This window comes from Phenylobacterium sp. (assembly GCF_044371015.1).
Taxonomy (GTDB): domain Bacteria; phylum Pseudomonadota; class Alphaproteobacteria; order Caulobacterales; family Caulobacteraceae; genus Phenylobacterium.
The window spans coordinates 1-16,951 of record NZ_JBILUK010000051.1; the positions used below are offsets into that span (position 1 = coordinate 1).

The 16,951-nt window shown below is 69.0% G+C and carries 12 protein-coding genes; 7 read left to right on the plus strand and 5 right to left on the minus strand.

Annotation, left to right across the window (positions count from 1 at the left end):
- From ACIQ3R_RS06455 to ACIQ3R_RS06465, 3 genes are all read left to right on the plus strand, one after another.
- Positions 1 to 1,699: TonB-dependent receptor domain-containing protein (locus ACIQ3R_RS06455; protein ID WP_397416430.1), on the plus strand; the 1,699-nt coding region annotated here is incomplete at its 5' end.
- Positions 1,700 to 1,794: 95 nt separating this feature from the next.
- Entirely contained in the window at positions 1,795 to 2,970 is a 1,176-nt protein-coding gene (locus ACIQ3R_RS06460; protein WP_397416432.1) for a HupE/UreJ family protein, read from the plus strand.
- Between the two features lie 28 nt (positions 2,971 to 2,998).
- Positions 2,999 to 5,638, plus strand: a complete 2,640-nt coding sequence (locus ACIQ3R_RS06465; protein ID WP_397416434.1) for a DUF3604 domain-containing protein — start codon at positions 2,999 to 3,001, stop codon at positions 5,636 to 5,638.
- Positions 5,639 to 5,641: 3 nt separating this feature from the next.
- On the opposite strand, the gene ACIQ3R_RS06470 is transcribed toward ACIQ3R_RS06465, so the two are convergent.
- Genes ACIQ3R_RS06470 through ACIQ3R_RS06480 form a run of 3 tightly spaced genes read right to left on the minus strand, consistent with a single transcriptional unit; the run spans position 5,642 to position 9,215 of the window.
- A complete protein-coding gene (locus ACIQ3R_RS06470) occupies positions 5,642 to 7,102 on the minus strand; it encodes a sulfatase-like hydrolase/transferase (RefSeq protein ID WP_397416436.1) in 1,461 nt (486 codons plus the stop codon).
- An 11-nt stretch (positions 7,103 to 7,113) separates the two neighbouring features.
- Entirely contained in the window at positions 7,114 to 8,109 is a 996-nt protein-coding gene (locus ACIQ3R_RS06475; protein ID WP_397416438.1) for a hypothetical protein, read from the minus strand.
- A complete protein-coding gene (locus ACIQ3R_RS06480; RefSeq protein WP_397416440.1) occupies positions 8,106 to 9,215 on the minus strand; it encodes a serine hydrolase domain-containing protein in 1,110 nt (369 codons plus the stop codon). The genes ACIQ3R_RS06475 and ACIQ3R_RS06480 overlap by 4 nt, the downstream gene beginning before the upstream one ends.
- Positions 9,216 to 9,346: 131 nt before the next feature.
- Between ACIQ3R_RS06480 and ACIQ3R_RS06485 the strand changes: the two genes are divergently transcribed.
- From ACIQ3R_RS06485 to ACIQ3R_RS06500, 4 genes are read left to right on the plus strand one after another with little or no spacing between them, the layout of a single operon-like run.
- Positions 9,347 to 9,931 (plus strand): DUF1214 domain-containing protein, encoded by a 585-nt coding sequence (locus ACIQ3R_RS06485; protein ID WP_397416443.1) that lies wholly within the window; start codon positions 9,347 to 9,349, stop codon positions 9,929 to 9,931.
- Positions 9,922 to 10,470 (plus strand): DUF1254 domain-containing protein, encoded by a 549-nt coding sequence (locus tag ACIQ3R_RS06490; protein ID WP_397416445.1) that lies wholly within the window; start codon positions 9,922 to 9,924, stop codon positions 10,468 to 10,470. The genes ACIQ3R_RS06485 and ACIQ3R_RS06490 overlap by 10 nt, the downstream gene beginning before the upstream one ends.
- Before the next feature lie 23 nt (positions 10,471 to 10,493).
- Positions 10,494 to 11,906 (plus strand): sulfatase-like hydrolase/transferase, encoded by a 1,413-nt coding sequence (locus ACIQ3R_RS06495; protein WP_397416447.1) that lies wholly within the window; start codon positions 10,494 to 10,496, stop codon positions 11,904 to 11,906.
- 23 nt (positions 11,907 to 11,929) lie between these two features.
- Positions 11,930 to 12,730 (plus strand): SDR family NAD(P)-dependent oxidoreductase, encoded by an 801-nt coding sequence (locus ACIQ3R_RS06500; RefSeq protein ID WP_397416449.1) that lies wholly within the window; start codon positions 11,930 to 11,932, stop codon positions 12,728 to 12,730.
- A gap of 35 nt (positions 12,731 to 12,765) precedes the next feature.
- Here the strand turns inward: ACIQ3R_RS06500 and ACIQ3R_RS06505 are convergent, their stop codons facing one another.
- Both ACIQ3R_RS06505 and gltB read right to left on the minus strand, forming a co-directional pair.
- A complete protein-coding gene (locus ACIQ3R_RS06505; protein WP_397416452.1) occupies positions 12,766 to 14,217 on the minus strand; it encodes a glutamate synthase subunit beta in 1,452 nt (483 codons plus the stop codon).
- Positions 14,218 to 14,240: 23 nt separating this feature from the next.
- Positions 14,241 to 16,951 (minus strand): glutamate synthase large subunit (gene gltB / locus ACIQ3R_RS06510; RefSeq protein WP_397416454.1); only part of this gene is annotated, 2,711 nt, incomplete at its 5' end.

Below are 16,951 nucleotides of genomic sequence, written 5' to 3' on the forward strand. Positions count from 1 at the left end.
GTCCGGGATCGCCAGCGCCAGGATCGGTCAGAACCAGATGCGCGAGGGCAGCCTCGTCATCAACCAGCCGCTGACCGAGAACCTCGCCCTGCGCGTCGGCGTGCTGCAGATGAAGCAGAGCGAAGGCTTCTTCTACAACCCGGTCCGCGACGAGTATTTCGACGCCCAAAAGCAGGACACGGCCCGAATTCAGCTCAACTATCGCGGCGAGAAATTCACCGCCAACCTGCTGGCCGAGCGGAGCAACGACAAGCTCCCAGGCATCATGTATTCCCTGCGTATTCTGCCGGGCGCCAATCCCACCTATCCGCGCGGGTTCGTCGAGGACAAGTACAATATCAGCTGGAGCGCCTCCAACGCCGCCAAGATGCGCACACAATACTATGAGTTCGTGGGCGAATACGATCTGGATTTCGCTGAAGTCACCCTCACCTCCTCGCTGCGCGAACGTCACTCGCAGAACGCTTTCGACGGCGACGCCTCTTCGGCGCAACTCCAGGCGCAGCTTGCGGCCCGCGGCCTTGTTGCGCCCGGCCGGGTGCAGGGCGACCCGAACACGGACTCGATCCAGTTCAGCTACGCCAGCATCCTGTACAACGACATCCACATCGTCGGTAACAGGGTCGACAAGCTGAGCTGGCTGGGCGGCTTTGAGTACTACGTCCTGAACGAGGCTGTTGGCGGCATCGCCGCCCGGACCCCCACGACCGCCAACCGGTCGCTGGGCAATCGCACCATTACGAACCTCGATTTCACATCCTACGCGATCTACGGCGCGGTTGGTTACGACCTGACCGATGCGCTCAATGTCGAGGCTGAGGCCCGATACACCCACGACTCGAAGGCCTACAACGCGGCGCGGCTCGACATCAGCACCGGCCTGGCTATTCCGGGCGGCGGCTTTCCGAGCGCGGATGACCGCAAGTCGAGCAACTTCTCGTACAACGTCACCCTCGGCTACACGATCAACGACTGGTTGACCTACGCCAAGGTGGGGACGGCCTATCGCGCCGGCGGCTTCAATGCGAACCGCGGTGACGACCGGGCGCCCAGGCCGGTGCCGCCGTCGTTCGGCGACGAAGATTCGATGGCCTTCGAGCTCGGCGCCAAGGGCAACATTTCCCGCAACATCTTCGTAACGGCGGCGGCCTATCGGACTTACGTTAAGAGTCTGCTGGTCCAGACCGACAATGGCTGCTTCCCCGGCAATGCGGTTTGCCCGGTGGCTGCGACCAACTTCATTTTCAACTCGGGTAAGGCGCGCCTGGGCGGCATCGAGCTCGAAGCCACGGGTCGGTGGCAGTTGCTGGGCGGGGTCGCGCGCCTCAATGCCGGTATTTCACGTCAATGGGGCGTCATCACGGATGGTCCAGACAAGGGCCGGACAGGACCGCAGCGCGCCGACTGGACCGGCACCTTCAGCGCCAACTATCGTCGCCCGCTGATGGAAGGCGTTGATGGGTTCATCAACATCAGGGGCAACTTCCGCGAAGGCGGCGTGCAGGAGATCGCCCAGACACCGTTGCTCGAAGATTTCGCCATCTTCGATCTGCGCCTGGGCGCCACCTACGGCGGCGTTGAGGCGGCTTTCTTCCTCAACAACTTCGCCAACGAGAGCTACATCGTCTTCAACGCCCCGACGGTGCGCCGCTGGAACATGCCCCAGACCTGGGGCGCGGAGGTGACTTACCGCTGGTAAGGCCGCGAACCGCCGCCCGACTCCGCTTTACAGTCCCGCGCCTTCGTCGCAACCTACCGGTCGGTCGGTAAAGCCGATATTGGGGGGGCTGGAGTGTGAGTTGGGGGGCGATCCGACGCGCGGTCGCGGCGCTGGCGCTCCTGTTCCTGGCCGCCACGCCCGCTCGCGCGCATGATCTCAGCTACGCCCTGGTCGAGATTTCCGTCCCCGCAGAACGCAATGCGGTCCGCATCGACATCCGCTGCCATGCCCCCGCCTTGATTCTCGGGGCGCCACAGGGCCACCTCGATCCGGGGCGGCTCGCGGTCTTCCTGGCGCTTGACGACGCCCAACTGGCGGCGCGTCAGGCCGTCGCCACGCGGGCGCTGCGGGCCGGTCTTTCGCTCAGCGTCGACGGGCGGCTCATCGAGAACCTGTCGCTCGCCTTCCCGCCCGCCGCAGTGCTGCGCGCCGACGCCCAGGTCCCCGCCGCCTCGCCCAAGCCCTCCGCGCCGCTGCGGCTCACGGCCGCCCTGCCGCCCGGGGCGGCGAGCCTCGACCTGGCCCTGCCCGCCGCGTTGGGGCCGACCGTGGTGGTGGTCCGCTGGCCGGATGGTCGGGTCGCCACCCTGGCCATGCGGGACGGCGAGCGCACCCGGCCGATCCGACTCGCCGGGCCCGATCCGCTGACCGATGCGCTGGACGCCCTGATCCGCTTCGGCGGTCTGGGCTTCCGACACATCCTGCCGTTGGGCCTCGACCACATCGCCTTCATCGCCGCCCTGGCCGTGGCCGCGCCGCGCCTGGGCGGCCTGATCCGGCTGGCCACCGTCTTCACCCTGGCCCACTCGTTCACCCTGGCCCTGGCCGCCCTCCGCATTATCGAAGCGCCGGCCGCCCTGGTGGAGCCGGCCATCGCGCTCTCGATCGTGGCCCTGGCGGGCTTGACCGCGATACGCGGCCCGACGCCGGCCGGGCCCGCCGCCACCGCCGTCGTCTTCGGCTTCGGCCTGCTGCACGGTCTGGGGTTCGCCGGCGCGCTGGGCCAATTCGGCCTGCCGCGGGGCCAGGAGGCGCTGGCGCTGGTCGGCTTCAACCTGGGCGTCGAAGCGGGCCAGATCGCCGTGATCCTGATGGTGCTGGCGCTGGTCGCCGCCTGGCGGAGCAAGCCCTTCTACGCCACCCGCATCGCCCAGCCGGCCTCCGCGCTCATCGCGGTCGCAGGGCTGGTGTGGACCGTCCAGCGGATCGGCGGCCTGGCCGGCGGCGCGCCGGTGTTCGGGGCCGGATGAGAGGAAACATGAAATGGGGAGAGAAACGATGAACGGTTGGACCCGGCGACACACCTTGTCGGCCTTGCTGGCGGCCGGCGGCTCGACGATCCCGCTCGGCTGGGTCTACGCCGAGGCGCGCAAGGCCCAGGCCACGCCAAGGCCTGGCGACTACATGAGTTCCGGCCTGCGCGACCGCGTCGAGGCGTTGAAGGCCGAAGCCGCGACCACGCCCACCGGCGACGCCAACTACCGTGAACGCGGCCTGTTGCTCTACGACTGGATGAACGCCTACGCCCTGACCGGGGTCTATCTGCATCCGGAGATGCCGTCGGTCATCGCCGCGCTCTACTCGCCGGGCTTCGCCGGAAACGGCGAGCGCCAACGCAGGAACGCGTTCTCCGGGATCGACCGATTCATCCGCACGCTGGCGGCGCTGGAGGCCAACCCCCGGCTCACCGGAACCGTCAGCGCCAGGACCGAAGGCCCGCTAACCGTCGACAGCTACGCCCAGTTCGAACAGACCTACACGGTGGGCGAGGCGAGCCTCAGTGTCGGCGGCGGGGTGGTGCTGCCGAACCACTTCTACTTCGCCTCCGAAGAGCTCCAGACCTGGAACCCGAAGGCCGACAACTACGTCACCGTCCGCGCCTCCAATCCGGCGGTGAAGATCGCGCCCGACACCTATCCGATCACCGGCATGTTCTCGAGCCAGCTCGGCGTGGTGGAGGCTCAGCGGGTGTTCTTCCGCATCACCGAAGGAACTCTTCGCCCCGGCGAAAGCCTCACCGTCACCTATGGCGACAGGTCGCAGGGCTCGCGCGGCCTCAAGCTGATCCACATCTCCAACACCGCACTCCGCTTCCCCTTCTGGGTGCAGACCTCGGCCGACGGACTTCTGCTGACGCCTCGCGAGGCGACCCTCCCGGTGCGCGGTGGCCCGACCGCCGGCGTCCGTGGCTTTGGGCCCGCCGTCGTGGCGGTCGGCGAGCCGTTCCGCCTCTCGGTCCGCGCCGAAGACATCTACCGCAACCGCGCCACCGGCGGGGCGCCGGGCTGGCGACTGATGCTGAACGGCGAGGTGGTCCGCCGCCTCCCGCCCTCCAGCAACGCGATCACCGAGGTCGAGGGTCTCACCCTGACGAAGCCCGGTCCACACCGGTTCGAGATCGTCTCGGAGGACGGCCGAATCCGCGGCGGGGCCGACCCGATCCTCGCCGAAGCCAAGCCTGTCGAGCGTGTCTACTGGGGCGAGACCCACGGCCACTGCGGCTTCTCCGAGGGCATGGGGCTGGTCGACGACTACTTCAACTTCGCCCGCGATGAGGCGCGCCTCGACTTCTGCGCCCTGTCCGAACACGACATCTGGCTAGACGCCTGGGAGTGGGAGGAAATGCGCCGCGCGGCGATCAAGGCCAACCGGCCGGGTGAGTTCATCACCTACGTGGGCTATGAATGGACCGTCGTCTCGGCGTTCGGCGGGCATCACAACGTGATCTTCCGCGACCTCGAAAAGGTTACGCCGGTCGTCGCCCAGCGCCACCCGACCCTGCCCGACCTCTATCGCGGCCTGCGCAAGGCCTACGCGACCAAGGACGTCATCGTCATCCCGCACGCCCACATGACCGCGGACGCCACGCAGAACGATCCGGACCTGGAGCCCCTCGTCGAGATCGTCTCGGAGCACGGCACCTTCGAGTGGCTGGGGCGGCGCTATCTGGCCAGCGGCTTCCAGCTCGGCTTCGTCGGCGCCAGCGACAACCACATCGGCCATCCCGGCTACAAGCCGCGCCCGCTCGGCCGCTACTACTTCGACGGCTACGGCGGGCTGGCCGCCGTCTACGCGCCGACCAAGGATCGCCACGCCCTGTTCGACGCCATGAAGGCGCGCCGCACCTACGCCACCAATGGCGCGCGGATCATCCTCAAGGCTGCGTTTAACGGCCGGCCCATGGGCCAGGTCGTGCCCAAGGCGCCGTCCCGCGTGCTGGAAGGGGTCGCCCACGGCACGGCGCCCATCGAGTCCATCACGCTGGTGAAGAACGGCCAGGAGGTGCAGACTCTGGCCTACGACGCCGTCAGCGCCGATGCGCACGACGACATCGTCGAAATCCGCTTCGCCTCCACGTCGGAACCCAACCAGCGGCTCGTCCCCTCCAGGCCGATCCGCGCCTGGGAAGGTCGCATCGAGGTCGAGGGCGCGACCATCGACCAGGCCTCCAGCCCGCAGGTCGAGGCGCTCAATGTCTTCACCGAGTGGGTGCTGCCGGATCCGCTCAACAGATCGGCCGCCCGTTTCCGGCTGGTCACCCGCGGCGACGCCAAGTCGATCCGGCTGAAGCTCAACGGCGACATCGCCAAGGCCAAGATCAAGGTCCTGCTGCCGAACGCCCGTACGCCGTTCACCGCCGAGACGGCCGTCCCCGGCGCAGGGGCGCCTGCCGTATTGGTCGCCAAGGATCGCGTCCCGGCCCAGGCCCGAACCTCCGGCGGTGAGTTCGACGACACCATCAGCGTCCGCCGCATCCGACCGGCCGTCGAAATGGACCGAGCGTTCCGCTTCGAGGACGCCGCCCCGCCGGCCGACGGCGACAACTACTATGTCCGCATCACCCAGGCCGACGGCGGTCAGGCCTGGTCCAGCCCGGCCTGGGTAGGTGCGGTGAAGAAGCCGAAACCTAAGGCCTAGGTCTCAATCGATGTCGTCCACTTCGGCGCTCTGGCCACGCACCAGGGCGTCGATGCGGGCCTGCATCTGGGCCGGGTCTCGGCGGTCGCCGCCCGTCAGCTCGTTGCGGACCCAGGCCGGGGGCTGCATCTGCGCGCTCCAGGCGGCAAAGCGGGCGTCCAGGGCCTTTACCCGCCCGGGCTCGGTCGCCGACAGGTCCCGCGTCTCGCCGATGTCGCGGGCGAGATTGAACAGGTAGCGCCGCTCGCCGTTGCGCAGCAGCTTCCAGTCTCCCGAACGCACGGCGGCCTGGTCTCCTGAGCGCCAGAACATCGCCTCATGCACGGCGCCGGTCTTCGCCCCTGTCAGCCAGGGCGCCAGGTCCACGCCGTCCAGGCCCGACCTCGGCGCGGCCCCTGCGGCGGCCAACGCCGTCGCGGTGAAGTCGAAGCCCATCGCCGGCGCCACGACCGTACGTCCCGCCGGAATTCGCCCGGTCCAGCGTGCGATCGCCGGCACCCGGATGCCGCCTTCCAGCATGGTGCCCTTCACGCCCTTCAGAGGACGGTTCGACGACGTCGTCTCCTGGGTCGGCCCGCCGTTGTCGCTCATGAACAGGATCAGCGTCCGCCGCCCGAGACCCGCGCCGTCCACCGCGGCCACCACGCGTCCGACCGCGTCGTCCATCGCCGCCAGCTGCGCCAGATGCGTGCGCCGCAGCGGGTCAGCTACATGCGCGAACCGCGCCAGATAAGCCTCCGTCGCCTCCATCGGCGAGTGGACCGCGTTGAACGGCATGTAGACGAAGAAGGGTCGGCTCCGATTGGCGTCGATGAACCGCACGGCCTCTTCGGCAAAGGCCTCGGTCAGGTGCGCCGGCATGGGCTCGCTGGTGGTTCCCCGCAGGATCGTCTGGCCGCCGCCGAAGCCGTCGACACGACCCGGTCGCGCGCGATCCGAACGCGGGGTGTAGCCGTGCGCGCCGGCCAGGAAGCCGTAAAAGGTATCGAAGCCCTGGGCGGTCGGCGTTCGGTCGGGCGCGAACCCGATGTGCCACTTGCCGAACATGCCGGTGGCGTAGCCTCTGGCCTTCAGCCGCTCGGCCACCGTCAGCTCTGCCGCCGGAACCCCAAACCGGGGCGAAGTCGCCTGCGGCGAACCCGAGTTGTGTTCGAAGCCCATGCGATGCGAGTACTTGCCGGTCATCAGCGCCGCGCGCGTCGGCGAACAGACCGGGTGATTGGCGTAGAAGTCGGTGAACCTCGCCCCTGCCGCCGCCAGTGCATCGATGTGCGGCGTCACCGCCTCGTTGTCGCCCTGCACGCGCAGGCCGCCATAGCCCAGATCGTCGGCGAGGATCAGGACGATGTTCGGCCGATCGGTCTCGGCCCGCTGCGCCGGGGCCTTGTCGGACTGGGCCGTCGAGGCCGGGCTCCAGGCTAGCGCCGCGGCGAACGTCGCCAGGGCCATCCACAGGTTCGCCATCGTTCGTCCCTTCACTTGCGGGCCGCCAACGCGGCCTCGAAGAATTCCAGCTGTCGCCCGCCGAAGTCCGAGCGCATCTGGTGGGCGCCCCAGGCGATCAACAGCTCATTCAGGACGTCACGGGCCGTTGCGCCCAGAGGCGCCAACACCTGCCCGAGCGCCGCCATATCGGCCCGGTCGATCACGGGATCGCTCACAAACACCGTCCGTGCGCCGGCGGCGTCCACCACGCCCAGTCTGGCGAGTTGCGCCAGCAGACGTTCGGGTTCCCCCGGGGCGGACGCAGCGAGGACCAGGTCCGTGGTGCAAACCCGACGTTCCGGAGCCACATGAACCTCGATGCGCGCGCCGCGACCGTTCAGGGCGGCGGCGACCTCGGCGGTCTGAACGGCCGAGACAAGCCCGTCGGTCTGGCCCAGAACCGTCAGGGTTGGAGCCAACGCCGCCGGATCGCCGCGCATCGCCAGCGGGAACGGCCCCATATAGTTGGCCACCGCGACAACCGGCAGCCCCTGGGCCTTGGCCGCGGCGGCGAACAGGTTGGCGAAGGCGCCGCCGTTCGACATCCCCATGGTGAAGACCGGCGTGTTGGCGGCGATCTCGCCGCGCGCGACCAGCGCCCGGTGAAGGTCCAGCATGTAGGCCACATCGGGGTTCAGCGCCGGATCTAGGCTGTCCACGCGCCAGCGGCGCACATCGGTTCGGTCCAGGGAAGGCGCCGCGACGAAGCCGTAGCCCGCAGCCGCCATCGGCCCCAGCACCCGCCGCGTATGGAGGCGGCCGGCAAAGGCCTCGGACCCGCCGGATCCGTGAAACAGGTAGATGATCCCCCGCGGCTTCGCCGGAATGCTCCGCACAGTCGGCCGGCCCAGGACGGCCTCTTCGCGCGGCGGCGGCGGCTCGACGACGGCGGATGGCGGCGCGCCACAGGGCGCAGGGGCGGCGGAGGCCGGGCTTGCCGCCAGGGCCAGCGCCAGCGCGGCGAAAGTCACGAGACGACGCATCATGCCCGGCCCCCAGCAGCGCGGACCACGCCGTCGATCAGCGCATCGATGGTGTCGGGCCGCTCCGGCTGCGCGCCCTGGCGCACCAGGATCAGATCCAGGGACGGAACGGCCAGCACCACCTGATTTCCCGCGCCCAGTGCGGCGAAGGCGTCGGCAGGGGCGCCAGGAAACCGGAGGGCCGGGGGCCGCTCGGTCTGGCCCGCCAGCACGCCCGGCCGGCGGTTGTTCCACCACAGGAATCCATAGGCCGGGTTCAGATCCTGCGACGGCGTCACCGAGGCCGCCATGAATTCGGAGCTGACGATCCGCCGGTCGCCCCATCGCCCGCCCCGCATCGCGCAGAGGCCGAACCGCGCCAGGTCACGGGCCGAACTGCGGGCGGTATAGTAGGTCGGGGTCGGTCCCGCCGGACCCTGTCCGACCGCCGTGACCCATGAAGTATCCGCCATGCCCAGAGGCTTCAGCAGCGCGTCGTCGGCGAAATCCTCGAAGCGCTGCCCTGCGGCCTTGGCCAGGATGTGGAACAACAGGTGATAGATCGGCGTGGCGTAGACCCAGCGCGTTCCGGGCGGGTCGCGCACCGGCGCCGCGCTGTTAACCGCCAGCTGATCGCCCGTCACGCCCCGATCACGGAGGCCGCGGATATCGAGCCCGCTGGTCATCGACAGCATGTGGCGGATCGTGATCGCCGACTTGGCGCCTTCCCGCCAGACCGGGATGAAGTCGGCGGCGGGTTGGTCGAGCCCTTTGAGCATTCGCCGGTCAAGGGCCACGCCGGTGAGCATCGAGAGCATGCTCTTGCCGACCGAGGCCACCTCCTGAGCGTCCCGGGGCCCCCGACCCTCAGCGTAGCGCTCCGCCACGATCCGGCCGCCCCGAACCACCAGCGTCGAGGTGGATCGATCGGCCATGCCGACATCGAGCGCCGCGCTCAGCGCCACCGGGTCGAAGCCGGCCGCCCCGGGCGCGACGGTGGCCCAGCCGGCGGCGGCGGGCCAGGTCCCCGCATCCGGCCGAGCCTCTTGGCCTGAAACCGGGGCGGAGAAGGCTTGGACCGGCGCAAGCGTCAGGGCGCCGCCCGCCAGGGCTTGCCTGCGTGTGAACATGACGTTTCCTTCCGGCCCCAAGTTCCGCACTGCGGGTCGCCGCGCGTCAATCCGGGCCGGCTCCACATTGACCGACTTACCGACCGGACGGTAGTGTGTCGTCCAAATAAAGGAGGAAGACGTTGGGTCGTGTGCGGTGGCGGTTAGTGGGCGGCGTGGTCGCGCTGCTGGCGATCGGAGGCGTCGGCGGCTTCGCCTATGCCTGGACCACCATCGGCAAAGGACCGCGCCCCGACGGGATCGGCCCTCACTCCTGGCAGAGCTCCACCCGCATCGGCACGGCCAAGACCGATTCGATCCGCCGGGCCGTGATTGCGCGCACCGGCATCTGGGCGCTGCCGGCCACAGAAGTGATCTACTACTCCGCCGACGACGACGCCGAGGGCCGCCCGCTGGATCGCCGATGCGTCTACGAGATCGCCGGCGTCGGCGACCCGCCGGCGCGCTGGTGGTCAATCAGCCTCTACCGGGACAACTTCTGGGTCGACAATCCGCGCGACCATTACTCGTTCTCCGAGACCACCGTCACACGTGACCCCTCCGGCGGCTGGCGCGTCCGCGTCGCCGGCGCGCTGCAGACCGGCGACTGGATTCCCATGGGCGACAGGGACGGACGGTTCGCGCTCTCCTTCCGCCTCTACCACCCCGAACCCACGGTCGCCGCCGACCTGAAGGCTACCCCCCTGCCCCCGATCCGGAGGCTGTCATGCGCCTGATCTTGCGCCTCGCGGTCGCGATCGGAATTCTCGCGCTTGGCGGACTTGCGGGCTACGCGGCTGCGGTGACGCTCATTCCCTACGCGGCGACCGAGAGACTGCTCGACCAGTTCCGCGCCAGCGGCCGGGCGGACAATACTCTGACCCAGCCCAATGTGCGGAACGCGCGCCGCAATCTCGTCGTCCGCGACAATGCCGACACGGTGACCCAGGCGGCGACGATCGATCTGGCGAACGGCCCCATGCTCTTTGAGACCAACGTACCGGTCGACGCCGTTTATTGGTCGGTTTCCCTATTCGCCCACAACACCGACACCTACTTCGTCGCCAGCGATCGGGACCTGAAACCCGGACCCTTCCGTCTGCTCATCCGGCGTCCGAACCAGGCCGCGTCGACCCCGGCCGACCGCGAAGCGGTGAGTCCGACGCGGTTCAGCTATATGATCGTTCGCTACACCATGCCTGACCGCAACGACGCGGCGAGCGTGGAGGCGATCAAGGCGCGACAGGCGGCCTCCAGGCTCTCGCCCGCGACCTGACAGGCGCAAGGAGGCGCGAAGCTATGAAACTCCGGTTCGCCGCCCTTGTCCTGGCGCTCGCCGCCACGGCGCTGTCCGCCGCCGCCGAGCCGACGCGGCGCCCCAATGTCATCGTCATCATCGCCGATGATCTCGGAGTGGGTGATGTCGGCGCCTATGGCGGACCTGTAGCGCGCACGCCCAATATCGACGCCCTGGCCGCAGGCGGCGTGCGCCTGACTCAGGGCCACGTCACGGCCCCGGTCTGCAGCCCCTCCCGCGTGGGCCTGCTCAGCGGCCGGCACAACGCCCGCTACGGCTTCGAGCACAATCCCGTCGGCGTGCGCACCGAGCACCTCCCCGTAACCGAGCCCACCATCGCCCACCGAATGAAGGCGTTGGGCTACTCCACCGGCCACATCGGAAAGTGGCACCTGGGCTGGCGGCCGGAACTGCGGCCCGACCGGCGCGGCTTCGACAGCTATTACGGCATGGCCTCAGGCAGCCGGTACTTCCCGGCCGATGCGCCCGGCGTGGAGCGCATCGCGTTCCCCCAACTCGAAGCCGAATCCGCCGCCGCATTCGGCGCGATCCCCGACGCCGTCACCATGCTGCGCAACGGACAGCCCGAGACGGTCACGACGAACCTGACCGACAGGTTCACCGACGAAGCCGTCAATTTTGTCACCGCCCATCGCGATCGACCGTTCTTCCTGTATCTCGCCTACAACGCGCCGCACACGCCCTTGGAGGCCGAGGCCGCCCGCCTGGACCGTTTTCCCGCCGACCTGCGGCGTGATCAGCGGATTCTCGCCGCCATGACCGCCGCGCTCGACGACGGGATCGGCCGTATCTCCGAAACCCTGCGCGCCCAGGGCCTGGAGCGCGACACCTTGGTGATTTTTCTCTCCGACAACGGGTGTCCGCGCTATCTGCGGGGCGCCTGCTTCGACGGCGGTCTCAACGGGGGCAAGCGCCACCTCTTGCAGGGCGGCGTGCGCGTGCCGTTCATCGTCAGCTGGCCCGCTGTTCTCAAAGCCGGGCGCTATGACGGGGTCGCCAGCAGCCTCGACATCGCTGCGACCGCCCTTGCCGCCGCCGGCGCCGAGACCACGCCGCGCCTCGACGGCGTCGACCTGGTGCCCTTTCTGACCGGACGCCGCCCGGCCGCCGCCCATCCCGACCTCTACTGGCGCGCCACGCCCTCCCGCGCCGTCCGATCCGGCGACTGGAAGCTGATCCTGGCCGAGACGCCGCAGGGCGCGCGTCAAACCTTCCTGTTCAATCTCAGGACCGATCCCGGCGAAACGCGAAACCTCGCCAAGGCCCAGCCGGCCATCGCCGCGCGCCTCGCCAACAAGCTCGACGCGTGGGAACAGGGCCTGCCGGCGCCGGCGTTCGAGGGACGACGCGAAACGGTCACCATCGCCGGCCAGTCGGTCGTCCAGACGTTCTGACAAAAGCAATCGGAGGACCTGAAATGGTCGATCAGGCGGGGTCGCTGCGACATCGTGGCCGGGTGGTGATTGTCACCGGCGGCGGAAGCGGGATCGGCGCGGCGGCGGCCTTGCGGCTGGCGGCGGAAGGCGCGCGGGTGGCTGTCGCCGACGTCCGTGAGCCCCTGGCCCAGCGTACGGTCGAGGCCATCCGGTCGGACGGGGGCGAGGCCCTTGCGCTGGCCTGCGACGTCAGCTCTGAAGCGCAGGTCGCCGCCATGACCGACGCCGCCGTCGCAGCCTTCGGTAGGCTCGACGGCCTGTTCTCCAACGCCGGCACCGCCGGCATCGGCTGGATCCACGAGACCGCTCTGGAAGACTGGGAGCGCGTCATCGCCATCAACCTCACCGGCGCCTTCCTCTGCGCCAAGCACGCGCTGCCCCACATGCTGGCGGCCGGCGGCGGGGTCGTCGTGACGACGGGCTCCATCGCTTCGGTCGTGGTCGGCGCTGGTGGTTCAGCGGCCAGCTACGCCGCCAGCAAGGGCGGGCTGCTGCAGCTCACGCGCCAGATCGCCGTGGACTACGGCCCGCAGGGAATCCGCGCGGTCTGCGTCTGCCCGGGCGCGGTCAAGACCGACCTCGGTCGCCACGCCGCCGAAGACCGACAGGGCGCGACCCTGCCCGAGGATCGCCGCCTGCCGCGCCCACGCGCCTGGACCCCGATCCCGCGCGCCTCGGACCCCGCCGAGATCGCCTCGGCCGTCAGCTTCCTGATGTCGGACGACGCCAGCTTCATCACCGGCTGCGCCCTCTTCGCCGACGGCGGCCTGACCGCGCTCTAAGCCTCTCCCCGACGCGAAGCGCGAGGGCGAGGGCATCACCTCGGCAGCCGCGACGTCCCCATCAGCTGCTGGTCCACCGCGCGGGCGCACTGGCGGCCTTCGCGGATGCCCCAGACCACCAGCGACTGGCCGCGCCGGACGTCGCCGCAGGCGAAGACCCGCGGGTCGGTGGTGCGATAGCTCACCGTGTCGGCCAGCACATTGCCGCGTGGGTCCAGTTCCACGCCGCTCTCGGCAACCACCCCGTCGTGGCGCGGCCCCACAAAGCCCATGGCCAGGAACACCAGGTCGGCCTTGAGGTCGAAGGCCGAACCCTCGATCTCGGTCATGCGCTGGCGCCCATCCTCGCCGGTCGTCCATTCCAGTCGCACGCACTCGAGCGCCGTCACCCGGCCGTTCTCGCCCTTCGCCCGGCGAGTGGCCACGGCGAAATCGCGCTCCACGCCCTCCTGGTGGGACGACGACGTGCGCAGCTTCAACGGCCAATCGGGCCAGGTCAGCGACTTGTTCTCCCGCTCCGGCGGCTTGGGCATGATCTCAAGCTGCGTCACCGAGGCCGCACCCTGGCGGTTCGACGTGCCGATGCAGTCGCTGCCCGTGTCGCCGCCGCCGATCACCACCACATGCTTGCCCTTGGCGTTGATCGTGCCCGTCGGCGCGGCGGCGGCTTCGTCATCGCCCGCGTTGCGCTTGTTCTGCTGGGTCAGGAACTCCATGGCGTAGTGCACGCCGGCCAGTTCGCGCCCGGGAACCTCTAGGTCGCGCGGATTCTCCGCACCGCAGGCCAGCACCATGATGTCGTAGTCGTCCAGCAAGCGCTGGACCGAGACGTTCACGCCCACCTCGAAGTTGGTGCGGAAGATTACGCCTTCCGTCTCCATTTGCTTCACCCGGCGGTCGATGAGGTGCTTCTCCATCTTGAAGTCGGGGATGCCGTAGCGCAGCAGGCCGCCCACCCGGTCCGCCTTCTCGAACACCGTCACAGCATGGCCCACGCGCGCCAGCTGTTGAGCGCAGGCCAGACCGGCCGGCCCCGATCCCACCACCGCCACGCGCTTGCCGGTGCCGCGCGGGCTGGGCTGGGGAACGATCCAGCCTTCGTCCCAGCCACGATCGACGATCTGGCATTCGATGGTCTTGATGGTGACCGGGGTGTCCGGAATGTTCAGCGTGCAGGAGGCCTCGCAGGGCGCCGGGCAGACGCGGCCGGTGAACTCCGGGAAGTTGTTGGTGGACTGGAGGTTGTCCAGCGCCGCGCGCCATTGGTCGCGATAGACCAGCTCATTGAAGTCCGGGATCTGATTGTTCACCGGACAGCCCTGGTGACAGAACGGGATCCCGCAGCTCATGCAACGCGAAGCCTGCGCCTTCACCTCCGGCTGCGGCAGCGGCTGGACGAATTCCTTCCACGTCTTCAGGCGCTCGGCCACCGGATCATAGACCCGGTCGCGACGCTCGATCTCGAGGAAGCCGGTTGGCTTGCCCATCAGTAATCCCCCGAAAAGTCGGTCTATTCGGCCGCGACGGCGGCCGCGGCGGCGCGCTCGTTGGCCATCTCTGTAAGCGCGCGGCGATAGTCCTTGGGCATCACCTTGACGAACGCGGCCCGCGCCCGATCCCAGTCTTCCAGGATCTCCGCGGCGCGCTTGCTTGCGGTGTGCAGGTGATGGCGCTCGATCAGGATGCGCAGCCGCTCGGAGTCGAAGCCCAGCAGGTCGCCCATGCCGGAATTCTCCACCGAAACCGAACGCTGGCTGGGCCGGCCGGCCTCGTCGCCGCCCACGTCCGGTCCCACCGGCTCCAGATCCACCATGGCGCGGTTGCAGAGGTCGCCGAACCGCGTGTCCGGATCATAGACATAGGCCACGCCGCCGCTCATGCCGGCGGCGAAGTTGCGGCCCGTTTCGCCGAGCACCACCACGACGCCGCCGGTCATGTATTCGCAGCCATGGTCGCCAAGGCCCTCAACGACGGCCACGGCGCCGGAATTGCGCACGGCGAAGCGCTCGCCCGCCACGCCCTCGATATAGGCCTCGCCGGCGATGGCGCCGTAGAGCACCGTGTTGCCGACGATGATGTTGCGGGTGGGATCGCGCGTCGAACCCGCCGGCTGGCGCACAACCACCCGGCCGCCCGAAAGGCCCTTGCCGACATAGTCGTTGCCGTCGCCCACCAGGGTCAGGCTGACCCCGCGCGCGGCGAAGGCGCCGAAGCTCTGGCCCGCCTGGCCCTTGAAGGTCAGGGCTATGGTGTCCTCGGCCAGGCCGGCGTGGCCATAGCGCTTGGCCACCTCGCCCGAGAGCATGGCGCCGACAGTCCGGTTGACGTTGCGGATCGCATACTCGCCGCGCACCGGCTGACCCTGCTCCAGTGCCGCCTTGGCGTCGGCGATCAGGGTATGGTCCAGCGCGGCGCCCAGACCATGATCCTGGCGGTCGCGGTTCCACAGGCAGTCCTGACCCTTGGTCGGCTCCGCATAGAGTATCCGCGACAGGTCCACGCCCCGCGCCTTCCACTGGCCCAACGCCTCGACCATGTCGACGCGGTCGACGCGGCCGATCATCTCGTTGAGCGTCCGGAAGCCCATCTGGGCCATGATCGCGCGCAGCTCTTCGGCGACGAAGAAGAAGTAGTTGATCACGTGCTCAGGCTGACCGGTGAACCGCGCGCGCAGCACCGGATCCTGCGTCGCCACGCCCACCGGGCAGGTGTTGAGGTGGCACTTGCGCATCATGATGCAGCCCGCCGCGATCAGCGGCGCGGTGGCGAAGCCGAACTCGTCGGCGCCCAGCAGCGCGCCGATGGCCACATCGCGACCGGTGCGCAGCCCGCCATCCACCTGTACGGCGATGCGCGTGCGCAGCCCGTTCAGGAGCAGCGTCTGCTGGGTCTCGGCCAGGCCGATCTCCCAGGGCGAACCGGCATGGGTCAGCGAGGTCAGCGGCGAGGCGCCCGTCCCGCCCTCAAACCCCGAAATCGTCACGTGATCGGCGCGCGCCTTGGCGACGCCTGCGGCCACCGTGCCGACGCCCACTTCCGACACCAGCTTCACCGAAATGCGGGCGCCCGAATTGACGTTCTTCAGGTCGTGGATCAGCTGGGCCAGATCCTCGATCGAATAGATGTCGTGGTGCGGCGGCGGACTGATCAGGCCCACGCCCGGTGTCGAGTGACGCACCTTGGCGATGTTCTTGTCGACCTTGTGTCCGGGCAGCTGGCCGCCTTCGCCGGGCTTGGCGCCCTGGGCCATCTTGATCTGGATGTCGTCGGCGTTGACCAGATACTCGGCGGTCACGCCGAACCGGCCTGAGGCCACCTGCTTGATGGCCGAGCGCATGGAATCGCCGTTGGGCATGCGCACGAACCGGTCAGGCTCCTCGCCGCCCTCGCCGGTGTTCGAGCGCCCGCCGATGCGATTCATGGCGATGGCGAGCGTGGTGTGCGCCTCGCGGCTGATCGAGCCGAAGCTCATGGCGCCGGTCGAGAACCGCTTCACGATCTCCGACGCCGGCTCCACCTCGTCGAGCGACAACGGCGCCTCGGCGGGCTTCAGCCGCATCAGGCCGCGCAGGGTCAGCAGACGTTCGCTCTGTTCGTTGATGGCGTTGGCGAAGCGCGCATATTCGTCGGGCAGGTTGCCGCGCACGGCGTGCTGCAGGCCCGAGACCGATTCCGGGGTCCAGGCATGGGCTTCGCCGCGCAGCCGCCAGGCGTACTGACCGCCCACATCCAGCATGTCCATGTAGACCGGGTTGTCGCCGTAGGCGTCGCTATGCCGGCGCACGGTCTCTTCGGCGACCTCCGCCAGACCGACGCCTTCGATGGTCGTGGCCGTGCCGGTGAAATAGGCCTCGACCAGCTCCGAAGAGAGCCCGACGGCGTCAAAGATCTGCGCGCCGCAATAGGACTGATAGGTCGAGATGCCCATCTTGGACATCACCTTCATCATGCCCTTGCCGATGGCCTTGATGTAGTTCTTGCGCACGTCGTAGGCGCTGAGCGCCATGCCGTTCTTGACCCGCAACTGCTCCAGAGTCTGGAACGCCAGATACGGGTTCACCGCCTCCGCGCCATAGCCGGCCAGCACACAGAAATGGTGCACCTCCCGGGCCTCGCCGGTCTCGACGACCAGGCCCGTCTGCATTCTGAGGCCCTGGCGGATCAGGTGGTGGTGCACCGCCGCGGTCACCAGCGCCGCCGGGATCGGCACGCGCTCGGCGC

Bases quoted from the DNA above. Each gene is read 5' to 3' on its own strand.
- ACIQ3R_RS06465 (WP_397416434.1), top strand. From the start codon at position 2,999: ATGAACGGTTGGACCCGGCGACACACCTTGTCGGCCTTGCTGGCGGCC.
- ACIQ3R_RS06470 (WP_397416436.1), bottom strand. From the start codon at position 7,102: ATGGCGAACCTGTGGATGGCCCTGGCGACGTTCGCCGCGGCGCTAGCC.
- ACIQ3R_RS06475 (WP_397416438.1), bottom strand. From the start codon at position 8,109: ATGATGCGTCGTCTCGTGACTTTCGCCGCGCTGGCGCTGGCCCTGGCG.
- ACIQ3R_RS06480 (WP_397416440.1), bottom strand. From the start codon at position 9,215: ATGTTCACACGCAGGCAAGCCCTGGCGGGCGGCGCCCTGACGCTTGCG.
- ACIQ3R_RS06490 (WP_397416445.1), top strand. From the start codon at position 9,922: ATGCGCCTGATCTTGCGCCTCGCGGTCGCGATCGGAATTCTCGCGCTT.
- ACIQ3R_RS06495 (WP_397416447.1), top strand. From the start codon at position 10,494: ATGAAACTCCGGTTCGCCGCCCTTGTCCTGGCGCTCGCCGCCACGGCG.
- ACIQ3R_RS06500 (WP_397416449.1), top strand. From the start codon at position 11,930: ATGGTCGATCAGGCGGGGTCGCTGCGACATCGTGGCCGGGTGGTGATT.
- ACIQ3R_RS06505 (WP_397416452.1), bottom strand. From the start codon at position 14,217: ATGGGCAAGCCAACCGGCTTCCTCGAGATCGAGCGTCGCGACCGGGTC.